Genomic DNA, 11,520 nt, shown 5'->3' with positions numbered 1-11,520 from the left:
GAGGAGAACCGATGAGAACCGACCGGGCCGGGCGCCGCCGTCGCCGCTGGGCCTTGCTGGTGTTACCCGTCGTCGCCGTGATCACCGGTGCCGCCCTGGCCGCGCCGGTGTCGGCCGCCACGGTCAGCGCCGACGATGGAGCGAAAGTGGTCAAGGAGACCTGGATCGACGACCGCACGGTCGACCTGGAGATCGACTCGCCCGCGCTGGGCGAGACCGGCATGGTGCGGCTGATCGTGCCGGTGAAGTGGCGCGCCGAACCCGCCCGGACCTGGCCGACGCTGTGGCTGCTGCACGGGTGCTGCGAACCGGCGGACTACCAGTCCTGGGACCGGTTCACCGACGTGAAGGCGTTCACCGCGGACAAGGACGCGATCGTCGTCATGCCCTCCGACGGCGAGGCAGGCATGTACACGAAGTGGTGGAACTTCGGGCTGAAGTCCACACCGGACTGGGACCGGTTCCACACCGAGGAGGTCCGCCAGATCGTCGAGCGCGGCTACCGCGGCGGCACGAAACGCGCGGTGGCCGGGGTGTCCATCGGCGGCTACGGCGCGCTCGCGTACGCGTTCCTGCACAAGGGGATGTTCGGCGCGGCCGCCTCCTACAGCGGGATCCCCAACACGTTGTTCCCCGGCACGCCCGAGGTGATCCAGGGCATCCTGATCCGCGCCGGGCACTACAACTTCTTCGACCTGTGGGGCGACGAGAAGGCGAGCTGGCCGATCTGGTGGTCCCGCAACCCGTACGACCACATCGACGACCTGCGCGGCACCGCGCTCTACATCTCGTGCGGCGACGGCCGGACCGGCCCGCTGGATCCGCCGGGGCAGTCCGATCCGCTGGAACCGGCGGCGCTGCTCACGTCCAAGAGCTTCACCGACAAGCTGAAGCGAATGGGCGTTCCGGCCACTGTGGACTACTACGGCGCAGGCACCCACAGCTGGCCGTACTGGGAACGGGCACTGCACAACTCGTGGCCGGTGCTCGCTCCGGCTCTTGGTCTGTGAAGGAGAAAATGTGAAGAACCGCAATTTCCGCCGACGGCTGCTGGCCGCGCTGGTGGGTTTCGTGCTGCTCGCGGGCGGCGCGGTGGCCATGTCGGCGCCGTCCGCGGTGGCGGCTCCAGTTCTGCCGGGCCCGTTCGACGATTCGTTCTACACCCCGCCGTCGCCGCTCCCGGCGGGCAACGCCGGTGACGTGATCCGCTGGCGGCCCACGGTGCCGCTGATGAACGCGGCGAACGCGGACGCCTGGGAGGTCATGTACCTGTCGACGAACGCGCTGGGCGCGCGCAACGCGGTGACCGGCACGGTGCTGGTGCCGAAGGGCGTGGACCCGGCGAAGGCGCCGATCGTCGGGTTCGCCGTCGGCACGCAGGGCCCGGCGTTCAAGTGCACCCCGTCGAAGGCCATCGAGCGCGGCACGCTCTACGACCAGCCCGCCATCAACGACTCGCTGGCCAGCGGCTACGCGGTCGCGGTCACCGACTACGAGGGCTACTCGCCGAACACGGTGCCGACCTACATCACCGGGCAGTCCATGGGCCCCGCGGTGATCGACTCGGTGCGTGCGGCGCAGCGGCTTTCGCAGGCCGGGCTGTCCGACGACGCCAAGGTGATCTTCCAGGGCTACTCGCAGGGCGGCGGGGGCGCGCTGTGGGCGGCGGAGAAGCAGCCGGTGTACGCGCCGGAGATGAATCTGGTCGGTGCGGTGGCCGGCGGGGTGCCCGCGGACCTGACCGAGGTCGCGAAGGGCCTGGACGGCTACCTGGGCTTCGGCTTCCTGGCGTTCGCCGCGGTCGGCCTGGACACCGCTTACCCGGAGCTCGATCTGGACTCCTACCTCAACGACACGGGACGGCAGCAGATCGCCGAGGCCAAGCAGAACGCGTGCGTGGTGGAGCTGCTGACCAACTACGCGTTCAAGAAGATCTCCGACTACACGACGTCGAACCCGCTGGACACCCCGGCGTGGCAGGCGCGCCTGGCGGAGAACAAGCTCGGGGCGGCGCCGCCGCGGGTCCCGGTGTTCCAGTACCACGCCGCGACGGACGAGATCGTGAACACGCCCCAGGCGGACGCGCTGCACAAGCACTATTGCGCGGCGGGCGTGACGGAGCAGTGGAACACCTACGTGTCCGACCACTTGAGCGGCATCTTCGCCGGCAACGCCGACGCCCACCGGTGGATCGTGGACCGGTTCGCCGGCAAGGAGGCCCCGACAAACTGCTGACGGCGGCTGGCGGTCTCTTAGCTTCGAGGAGGCTGCTGCTGGCGGTCCTTGGCTTTGACTCCACAGGTTTGCCCCGCCAAACGTGAGGGTTGGGCGGCCCGGCTTCCCACCGGACCGCCCAACCCTCACACTCGTTTGCCGCCCAGTGCCGCCGATGAAGGGCCCATTCATGCGGATACGACTGGCCCACTCGCCCGGCCCACTCGCTCGGCCTACTCGCTCGGCCTGGTCGCCCGGCCTACGCCCAGCCCACTCGCCCGGCCCATTCCCGGCCTACTCGCCCGGCCCGGTCGCCCGGCCCACTCGCTCGGCCCGGTCGCCCCGCGCCGGGCTCTGCCGCGCGGACTTCACTCACCTCCCGGCCCGTGTCGCGCCGATGAACGGTCCATTCATCACTTCGCGAGTGGTCCATTCACGCGGCCCAGATGACCCACCCCGGGATGCGATTCCCCGTCCCAGCCCTCGGCGGCGCGTGAACGGTCCATTCATCGCTTCGCGACTGGCCCACTCGCGCGGCCCGGGCGCCCCGCCGCAGCCTGGCGCCCCGCCGCAGGCTCCGCCGCCCAGTCCGCACGCACCTCGCTGCCGGTGCCGCCGATGAACGGTCCATTCATCCCACATGACTGGTCCATTCACGCGGCCCAGGCGACCCACCTCGGGTTGAGATTCCCCGTCCCGCCCCTCGGCTGCGCATGAATGGTCCATTCATCGCAGCGCGACTGGCCCACTCGCGCCAGCACGAAGTGTCCACCCGCGCCACCGCCGGACATCTCAGGCGCAACCACCGGGCATCTCAGCGCAACCGCCGGGCATCTCAGCGCAGGTGCCGCTCGAAGAACCGTCCCGCGCTCTCCAGTTCGAAGCGCGGCACGTCGGCGTGCCGGCCGGGGTTGGCGTGCAGGCTCTTCTCCTCCGATGCGAACGCGTCGAACAGCGCCAGGCCCGCCTCGCGCGGGATGAGTTCGTCGTCCCACTGGAGCAGGAACTCGATCGGGATCCGCACCCGCCGCGCGGCCTCCACCAGCAGATCTCCGGCGAGCCCGAACACCGCCGCGGCTATCCGCCGGTCCGCGGCGGCCAACGGGATTCCGGTCGCACTGCCCATCGACACACCCCAGAACCCGACCGGCCCGACCCCCGGCAGCGCGTCCAGCACCCGCTGCCACTCGGGCACAGCCTGCGTCGCCCGCGAGACGTTGTCCCGCGCGATCTCGTCGAGAACCGGCTCGCCCGCCGCCATCCGCTGCTGGATCAGCGCGCGGATCCGCTCGTCCTGCTCGGTGCGTGGCCGGTGACCGTGCCCCGGCGCGTCAATGGCCACGACCGACAAACCGCAGGCCCGCACGAAGTGGTGGGCTCGTGCCACCATGCCCGGGGCCTTCTTGTGCTGCCCGCCGCCGTGTGCCAGGAGCACCAGCGGACCGGCGACGGCGCCGACCGGTGACCAGAACACACCGGTGACGTCGCCGAGCGAGAACGAACGTTCCGAGACGCCGTCAGCAGCCGTCTCCGAGATGAAGCGCATGAGTGATGCCTTTCGGGAGGAGAACCCAACCGGATACCGCGAAAATGGGTCTCACCTCCTCAGGCCGTCACGAACGCCGCGACGTTACCCATCCGCTCGCCTGTGATCAACACGGTTTTCCGGTTTTTCCAGAGCCCGTGTGCCAAGGTGGCCTCATGAAGGTGTTCGTCACCGGAGGCACCGGCGCGATCGGTGGGCACACTGTTCCCGCGTTGGTCCGATCGGGTCACGAGGTCACTGCGTTGTCCCGGAGTGCAGAAAAGGACGCCGTGCTCGAACGGCAGGGCGCGACGCCCGTGCGGGCGGACCTGTTCGACCGCGCGGCACTGGCGGAGGCGATGGCCGGGCAGGACGCCGTGATCAACCTGGCCACCGCGATCCCGCCGACGTCCAGGTTCCTGGTGCCGGGGGCGTGGCGGGCCAACGAGCGGATCCGGACGCGCGGCTCGGCGACGGTCGTGGACGCGGCGCTGGACGCCGGCGTCGGGCGGCTCGTGCAGGAGTCGGTCAGCATGTTGTACCGGGACCGGGGCGCCGAGTGGGTCGACGAGGACTCCCCGGTCGACCACTTCCCGATGACCCGCGGCAACTACGCGGCCGAAGCCAACGCGAGCCGCTTCACCGCGGCCGGGGGCGCCGGCGTCGTGCTGCGGTTCGGCTGGTTCTACGGCCCCGGCGCGGCACACGCCGAGGAGATGCTGGCCGCGGCACGGCGGCACATCGGCATGATGCTGGGTCCGCCGGAGGGCTACCTCTCGCCGATCCACCTGGCCGACGCGGCCTCCGCGGTGGTCGAGGCGCTGGCGGCGCCGTCCGGCACGTACAACGTCGTGGACGACGAGCCGCTGACGAAGCGCGCGTTCACCGAGGCACTGGCACGCGCCGCCGGAGCACGGCTGTGGGTACGCGGCCCGGGCCGGGCGGCGCTGCTCCTCGGCGAGCGGCTGACCTCGCTGACTCGCTCACTGAGGGTGAGCAACGCCCGCTTCCGCACGGCGACCGGTTGGGCGCCGCGATACCCGAGCGCGCGGGAGGGCTGGCTCGCGATGGCTGCGGCGCTGTCTCGCTGAGGGCAGGGTGCCCTTCCGAGGGGAGGGACGCGGCTTGGACTGGGCGATTGGATGCCGCGGTAGCCGAGTGCGCGGGAGGGCTCGCTCGCGACGGCTGCGGCGCTGTCCCGCTGAGGGCAGGGTGCCCTTCGAGGGGAGGAGCGCGGCTTGGACTCCGCGACTGCATGCCGCGGTAGCCGAGTGCGCGGGATGGCTCGCTCGCGACGGCTGCGGCGCCCCTGCCTTGACGCCCACAAGAAGGGGTTCACAGGCCGGCGAGCCCCGGTCTGAGCGAACTTCATGCCGACCGGGCCGCGCCGTCCTGGTGAGCGCGCCGAAAAATCACCGCCGCCAAAACCCCCTCCTCGGGTGAGGCCGAACGGACGCCCGCCCCGGGCGCCGGCCCTCGCGCCCCGGACGCCCGCCCCGGGCGCCAGGCACGCCGCCCCGGGCGCCCGGCCCCACGCCCCGGGGCGCCAGCCCTCACGCCCCGGGGGCGCCAGGCATCACCGCCCCGGGGCGCCAGGCATCGCCCCCCTGGGGCGCCAGGCACGCCGCCCGCGGCGCCAGGCACGCCGCCCGCGGCGTCAGGCATCACCGCCCGCGGCGCCAGGCATCACCGCCCCGGGGCGCCAGGCATCACCGCCCCGGGCGGCCGGCCCGCCTCACGGCTCCGGTTCGTCGTGCCGGTGGTGCCGCCCGCTGGGCGACAGGTGGTGCCGCCACCGCGCCGGCCGGTCGGTCTCGTGCCGGTTGCCCGATCTCGAGCCGTTGCCCAGCACGTCCGAGGCGGCCACCCACCGCTGCGCGCCGTCTTCGTCGGTCATCGGCACGCGCAGGCCGTCCTCGCCTGCCCGGCACTCCCCGGACACGACACCCACGCGCACGGTCACCTTGTCCGGCCCGTCGTCGTCGCGGTCGAGGTACATCAGCCGTTCGCCGACCGGGAATGCGTCCGCTTGGAGTTCGTGGTCGTGGGACGTCGTCGTCATCCGGTGCTCCCCTCGCATTGTCAATTCCAACAGCGGGTACCGCCGGGGTCCGGAGCGGATTCCTCGTCCGCCGTCTGCCTGCCTCCTGGCGACGGCGGAACCCGATGCTAACCGGCGATTGTCCGGAACACGACCCTTCGTCCCTCAGAAATCGTTCGAGCGCACCGGGTCGCGACCGTCGACGATGGCCCGCGCGAGGTCCGCGACCCGCTGGTTGTGGTCGCGCGCGTACCGCCGCAGGCCCTCGAACGCCGTGTCCACACCGATCTTGTGCCGTTCCGCCAGCATGCCCTTGGCCTGCTCGATCACGACCCGGCTGTCCAGCGCAGTCTGCAGGTGCCGCAACCGCACGCCGAGCTGGTGCAGATCCCGTTGGTGGGCCAGGCGAAGCGCGGCCGCGTGCGCCAGGCGCGACCCAGCGGGGTGGGTATTTCCGCCGACGTCGAACAGGCACAGCGCGCCGAAGACCTCGCCGTCGGCGTCGATCGGCAACGTGCGTACCGAGGAGTAACCGGCTTCCTTGCAGGCCGGGGAAAACCGCGGCCACGGACCGTCGCCCGATGATCCACTGTGGAGGCATTCCGGGGCAGGCCCCTCGCCGAGTTCGAGCTGGAGGCGCACCAGATCACGCGCGGCCCCGGTGCCGGCGGCGATTTCCACCGGCTCGGCCGGGAACGACACCAGCACCCCGGCGTCGCGCGCGGGCACGAGGACGGTGGCGCGCTCGGCGAGGTCCTGCGCGAACCGGTGCACGTCGAAGCCCTCGGATTCGCGCGCCAGCAGTTCGAGCAGGGCGTCGATCAGTTCGGTGCGCATGGGCCGCCCTCCCGTGTCCGTGAGCCGTACCCGCGTCCGGCTTGCCGCGAACTGGGCTGATCGGGTGAACCACGATCCGTGCCCGATCGGCTCCCGCTCGTTCTTGACCAGCGTTTACGCCCCCATCGCGGGCGATAGTGCTTGTGTGACGTGCATTACAGTTTTACCGTGTCGCATGACCACCGCGTTCGACACCGCCAGGGCGATCGGCGACGCCGTCCTGTACCGCCCGCGGACGCAGGACTGGCGGTTCGGGGTGCTGATGCCGCCGGCGTTCGCGTCACCGCAGGCCGGTGACTTCGCCGACTGCCGCGTGGAGTGCCTGCTGGAACCCCGCTCCCACGCCGTGCTGCACGTGCGGCTGCGGTTCCTCCAGGGGCAGGAGCGCGTCGTGCGCCAGGACGGCGCCGAGCACGTCAGCTGGGACGAGGCGGTCGAGCGCGAGGTCGACGCCGTGCTCCCGGTCGCCGAGCTGACCGCCCAGCGCACCTGCGTCCCGTTCGTCGTCGGCGGCGCCGAGCGGACCGAGGTCCTCGGCCCGGCGAGCAGGCTCGTCCGCCGGAGCTGGACGGTCACCGGCGAGCTGCGGCTGAGCGCCCAGGTGCTGGGCGGCCCCCACGGCGGGATCCGGTTGCGGGCCGACGTCGTCAACAACACCGAGTGGTACGAGCCGGACTCGCCGCGGGAAGTCGCGCTCCGGCACGCGATGCTGGCCGCGCACCTGGTGCTCGCGGTGAACGCGGGCCGGTTCGTGTCGCTGACCGAACCGCCGCCGTGGGCGCGGGCGGCCGCCGAGCAGTGCGAAAGCCACCGGCTGTGGCCGGTCCTGCTCGGCGACAACGACGCCGCAGTGCTGGCCGCGCCGGTCACCCTGTACGACCACCCGGTCGTCGTGCCGGAGAGCGAGGAGCGCATCCAGTACGTGCGCCGCGGGCTCCCGGAGGACGTGTGGTGGGACCCCGGCGGGGTGTCGCCCGAAACCGACGAGGTGGTGGTCGCCGGAATCGCGGTGGCCGCCGGCAGCCGGGTACGCCTCCGCGACGGCCGCACCGGCACCGTCCACGCGGTACTGTCCGATGAGGACGGCAGCCTGCACCTGGAGGTCAGGGTGGGCGACCGGTACCACTACACCGTGCCGGACGAGGTCGAACCCCTGCGCGGGTGACCGGTCAGGGCGCCAGGTCGGCCGCGTTGTACTTGCAGGAGGCGTTCCACAGCAGGAACGAGTCCATCCCGTTGGCACGCGCGCCGTCCAGCTGCGCCCGGATCTGGTCCCGCCCGTAGTGGACGGACATGCTGAACGCCTGGATCCACGGGATGATCACGGTCTGCGTCCCGGCGGCCTTTTCGGCGAACGCCGCCAGTGAGCGCTGGGTGATCTCCAGCGGCTGCGACTCCGGGTCGGAGACCCCGTACTCGCCGGGACCCCAGTGTGACGGGTAGATCATCGGCGCGATGTAGTCCACCTTGCGCGCCATGGCGGTGATGTCCTGCCCGATCTGCGTCGGCCGGTTCACCGCGATCCCGAACACCGACGCGCCCAGGTACGCGCCCTCGGCCCGGACCGCGTTGCGGCTCTCCGTGAGGAAGTCCACGATCCCCTCCTCCGGCGTGCCTTCCAGGCCGGGGAACCGCAGCTGCTCGATCGGGCCTTCCGGCCGCCGCACGTAGTCGTAGAGGATGTCGTCGAACCCGGCCCGCGCGGCTTCCGTCGCGAGCGCGATGTTGTACTCCCGCACCTCGCGGTTGGCGAAGTTGGTGAACGCGTACTCGCCGTACCCGCTGGCCCACGGCTGCCCGTCGGCGCTCTGCACGACCCGGTCGCGCTTGCCGGACTCCCACGACGCCCTGGCCAGGATCGGGTCGCGGAACGCGACCAGCCTGCCGACGACGCGGATGCCCTCCTTGTGCAGCTGCTCGACGACCCCGCGCAGGTCGTAGTAGTTCTTCGCGGCGCCGATCTCCTTCGCCAGCGGGACCTGCGAGTTGTACCCGACCTCGCCGCTCTCGTCCTTGATGTCGAGCTGGACCGTGTCGATGAGCCCGTCCCGCGCCATCTGCAGCACCGGTTCCCGCAGCGCCGGGGCGGTCCACGCCACCGCGGTCATGTGCACCCCGCGCATCCCGGGGTGCCGCGCCCGCACCGGGACGCGCCCGGCCGCCCGGTTGCCCGCCGCGTCCTGCGCGCCGATCTCGATCTTCGCCGGGGGAGTCGGGATGGTCGCGGTGAAGTTGCCGAACTCGTTGACCTTCACCTCTTCGCCCTGGACCGTGACCTTTTCCGCGCCCTTCGCCGTGCCGCGCAGCGTCACCGGCTTCCGCGGGTCGCTGATCTCGATGGGCTGGAAGGTCAGCTCCGGGGCGGTGTTGTCGACGGTGAACGTGCGAGTCACCACAGCGTCCGGCAGCCCGGGGACCTCGTTCGGCAGCCGGGCGGCCAGCGTGTGCTCGCCGTCGCCGATCTTCAGCGGCGGCAGGACCAGCCGGCCGCCGTCACGTTTCGTGGTCAGCGGCTGGTCGTCGAGGGTGACCGCGACCCGGTCGAGGTCGCTGTCGCGTGCCGCCAGCACCCGGATGTCACGCAGCGACTCCGCGTTGGTGGTGACGTCGTCACCGAGGCCCTGGATGGCCAGCCCGAACGGGAGCGATTGCACCACCGCCGGTGTGACGGCGATGGCCATCGTGGCGATGATGGCCACGAGGACCAGAATCGAGTTCTGGGACCGCGTCCGGTGCCTGCCCATGTAACCCTCCCGCGCCGGTTGTGCCGAGCAGCGGGCACATTCCCCGGATCAACCGGGTCATTCGGGAATCCATCCCTTCGGGTTACACCCCGTTGCCTTCGTGCTACGCAGGGCGCACGTTGGAAGGCGTGACACCCAAGCTGGCTTCCCTCGTAGCGGTCCTGTTCCTGCTCACGGCGTGCACCACGGTCGTCGAAGGCCGGCCGCACGAGCAGCGCGACGACGGTCAGGAGTGGGCCGCGTTCGCGCCGCTGCGGTCCTCCGCCCCGGCGGTCCCGGCCGAACCGGCGTCGGTGCGCGCGAACGAGCTGGGGCGGGTGCCGGTGCTCATGTACCACCGGATCGTGCCGGAGACCGAGTCGGTCTACGACCGCACGCCGGAGGACTTCCGGGCGGAGCTGGAACGGCTGGACCGCGAGGGCTACGTGCCCGTGTCGGCGGCCGACTTCACCGCGGGCCGCATCGACATCCCGGCCGGCAAGCACCCGGTGGTGCTGACCTTCGACGACGGCGACCCCAGCCAGTTCGCCCTCGGCCCGGACGGCAACCCGGTGCCCGGCACGGCGGTGGCGATCATGCTCGACTTCGCCCGCAGCCACCCGCAGTTCCGGCCGGTGGCCACGTTCTACGTCAACGCGGAGGCATTCGGCGACCCCGGTGGCGCCCGGACCATCCCGTGGTTGCTGGCCAACGGTTTCGACGTCGGCAACCACACCAAGACGCACGCGAACCTGCGCGAGGCCGACGAGGAGACCGCGCAGGCCGAGATCGGCGAGCTGGACGCGCTGATCCGGCGCGCGGCACCGCAGGCGAACCCGACGACGATCGCGCTGCCGTTCGGCATCCACCCGCGGCCGAAGGAACTCGCCTTGCAGGGCAACGGTTACCGCTACCAGGGCGCGTTCCTGGTCGGCTCGAACCCGTCCGCGTCCCCGTTCACCGCCGATTTCGACCCGCTGAACATCCCGCGCATCCGCTCGCAGGGCGCGACGGGCGAGGAGGCTGAATACGGTTCGGCGGTGTGGCTGGACAAGCTCGCGCAGAACGCGGAAAGCCGGTACACCTCGGACGGCGACCCGGCGCGGATCTCCTACCCGAAGTCCGACACCGACGAGGTGGCCGCCAAGTTCCGGGACAAGGTGAACCCGTACTAGAGGGTGTCCTGTAGGGGCTGTGACCTGCGATAGTTGATCAGGACCGGGGGTGGGTCGTGGTGAACTGACCGCCAAGGCCTGGGCCCGGATCGAACCCCTGCTACCGCCGGTCGCGGGCCGGGGCCGGTACTGGCGCGATCACCGACAGGTGATCAACCCGATCCTATGGAAGCTGTGGACCGGGGCGCCGTGGCGGGACCTGCCCGAACGCTACGGGCTGGAAGACCGCCCACGAGCGGCTGCGAACCGGGACCGCGGACGGCACCTGGGAACGCATCCTCGACCACGTGGTCGTCAAGACGACTCGGTCGGAAACGTGGAGTGGATGATCAGCATGGACTCCAGCAACGTGCGGGCCCACCAGCACTCGGCTGGGGCCCGCAAAAAGGGGGATGCGCCACCGGATGGGTCGAAGCCCTCGCCATCGACGGGGAAGCCCTCGGCCGCTCCCGAGGCGGACTGACCAGCAAGATCCACCTCGCCGTGGACGGGCACGGCCTGCCCGTGTCGATCATCCTCACCGCCGGGCAGGCCGGGGACAACCCGCACCTGCTGCCGCTGCTGGACCAGATCAACGTCGGCCGGGACGGACCGGGCCGGCCCCGCACCCACCCGGACCGAGTGATCGCCGACAAGACCAGGTCCAGCATCGCCGCGCCGAGGGCGCGGCCGGTGGCCGCCCACCCGCGTTCGACTAGGGCGTGTCTGAGAAAGATCGCGGTTGGTGGCTGGGATGCTGCTGGTTGTGTCGCGGTTTGCGTTGCTCTCGGATGAGCAGTGGGCGTTGATCGAGGACTTGTTGCCGGCGCGGACCGGTAGGCCGGGGCGTCCGTTTTCGGATGCGCGGGCGATGGTGGAGGGAATCATCTACCGGTACCGCTGTGGGCTGGCGTGGCGGGATGTGCCGGCGGTGTTCGGGCCGTGGCAGACGATCTGGACCTGGCACCGTCGGCTGGCCCGGGAAGGCATCTGGGATGTGGTGCTGCAGCGGCTCCAGGCCTTCGC

The 11,520-nt window shown here is 71.3% G+C and carries 10 protein-coding genes and 1 pseudogene; 7 read left to right on the top strand and 4 right to left on the bottom strand.

What is annotated here, in order from left to right; translation table 11 throughout:
* Positions 1-11 precede the first annotated feature (11 nt).
* Both ABZ193_RS14235 and ABZ193_RS14230 read left to right on the top strand, forming a co-directional pair.
* Positions 12-1,010, top strand: a complete 999-nt coding sequence (locus tag ABZ193_RS14235; RefSeq protein WP_354710122.1) for an alpha/beta hydrolase family protein — start codon at positions 12-14, stop codon at positions 1,008-1,010.
* Between the two features lie 10 nt (positions 1,011-1,020).
* Complete coding sequence (locus tag ABZ193_RS14230) at positions 1,021-2,235, top strand: lipase family protein (RefSeq protein ID WP_354710121.1); 1,215 nt, start codon at positions 1,021-1,023, stop codon at positions 2,233-2,235.
* A gap of 814 nt (positions 2,236-3,049) precedes the next feature.
* Here ABZ193_RS14230 and ABZ193_RS14225 read toward each other — a convergent pair.
* A complete protein-coding gene (locus ABZ193_RS14225; protein ID WP_354710120.1) occupies positions 3,050-3,760 on the bottom strand; it encodes an alpha/beta hydrolase in 711 nt (236 codons plus the stop codon).
* A 155-nt stretch (positions 3,761-3,915) separates the two neighbouring features.
* Between ABZ193_RS14225 and ABZ193_RS14220 the strand changes: the two genes are divergently transcribed.
* Positions 3,916-4,830, top strand: coding sequence for an NAD(P)-dependent oxidoreductase (locus ABZ193_RS14220; protein ID WP_354710119.1), 915 nt, complete (start codon positions 3,916-3,918; stop codon positions 4,828-4,830).
* Between the two features lie 644 nt (positions 4,831-5,474).
* On the opposite strand, the gene ABZ193_RS14215 is transcribed toward ABZ193_RS14220, so the two are convergent.
* On the bottom strand, positions 5,475-5,801 hold the full coding sequence (locus ABZ193_RS14215; RefSeq protein ID WP_020421512.1) for a hypothetical protein: 327 nt from the start codon (positions 5,799-5,801) through the stop codon (positions 5,475-5,477).
* A gap of 144 nt (positions 5,802-5,945) precedes the next feature.
* Entirely contained in the window at positions 5,946-6,617 is a 672-nt protein-coding gene (locus ABZ193_RS14210) for an ANTAR domain-containing protein (RefSeq protein ID WP_354710118.1), read from the bottom strand.
* A 175-nt stretch (positions 6,618-6,792) separates the two neighbouring features.
* Here ABZ193_RS14210 and ABZ193_RS14205 point away from each other — a divergent pair, with 175 nt between their 5' ends.
* On the top strand, positions 6,793-7,782 hold the full coding sequence (locus ABZ193_RS14205) for a hypothetical protein (protein WP_354710116.1): 990 nt from the start codon (positions 6,793-6,795) through the stop codon (positions 7,780-7,782).
* Between the two features lie 4 nt (positions 7,783-7,786).
* Here ABZ193_RS14205 and ABZ193_RS14200 read toward each other — a convergent pair whose 3' ends face one another.
* The gene (locus tag ABZ193_RS14200; protein ID WP_354710115.1) at positions 7,787-9,316 is read right to left on the bottom strand and encodes a putative glycoside hydrolase; all 1,530 of its coding nucleotides are present in this window, start codon (positions 9,314-9,316) and stop codon (positions 7,787-7,789) included.
* A 173-nt stretch (positions 9,317-9,489) separates the two neighbouring features.
* On the opposite strand from ABZ193_RS14200, the gene ABZ193_RS14195 reads away from it, so the two are divergent.
* From ABZ193_RS14195 to ABZ193_RS14185, 3 genes and pseudogenes are all read left to right on the top strand, one after another.
* The gene (locus ABZ193_RS14195; RefSeq protein ID WP_237336103.1) at positions 9,490-10,515 is read left to right on the top strand and encodes a polysaccharide deacetylase family protein; all 1,026 of its coding nucleotides are present in this window, start codon (positions 9,490-9,492) and stop codon (positions 10,513-10,515) included.
* Positions 10,516-10,564: 49 nt separating this feature from the next.
* Positions 10,565-11,163, top strand: a pseudogene (locus tag ABZ193_RS14190) (IS5 family transposase); the annotation flags it as partial.
* Between the two features lie 85 nt (positions 11,164-11,248).
* A partial coding sequence (locus ABZ193_RS14185) for a transposase (protein ID WP_354710114.1) occupies positions 11,249-11,520 on the top strand: 272 nt, incomplete at its 3' end.

This window comes from Amycolatopsis sp. NPDC006125 (assembly GCF_040614195.1).
Lineage (GTDB): Bacteria > Actinomycetota > Actinomycetes > Mycobacteriales > Pseudonocardiaceae > Amycolatopsis_E > Amycolatopsis_E tucumanensis.
Note: the sequence above shows the minus strand (reverse complement) of the source record. Positions and strands in the feature narration are given on the sequence as shown.

What these genes read in the sequence shown, in the direction of transcription:
- ABZ193_RS14225 (WP_354710120.1), bottom strand. Translation starts at nt 3,760, where the DNA reads ATGCGCTTCATCTCGGAGACGGCTGCTGACGGCGTCTCGGAACGTTCG.
- ABZ193_RS14215 (WP_020421512.1), bottom strand. Translation starts at nt 5,801, where the DNA reads ATGACGACGACGTCCCACGACCACGAACTCCAAGCGGACGCATTCCCG.
- ABZ193_RS14220 (WP_354710119.1), top strand. Translation starts at nt 3,916, where the DNA reads ATGAAGGTGTTCGTCACCGGAGGCACCGGCGCGATCGGTGGGCACACT.
- ABZ193_RS14210 (WP_354710118.1), bottom strand. Translation starts at nt 6,617, where the DNA reads ATGCGCACCGAACTGATCGACGCCCTGCTCGAACTGCTGGCGCGCGAA.
- ABZ193_RS14235 (WP_354710122.1), top strand. Translation starts at nt 12, where the DNA reads ATGAGAACCGACCGGGCCGGGCGCCGCCGTCGCCGCTGGGCCTTGCTG.
- ABZ193_RS14205 (WP_354710116.1), top strand. Translation starts at nt 6,793, where the DNA reads ATGACCACCGCGTTCGACACCGCCAGGGCGATCGGCGACGCCGTCCTG.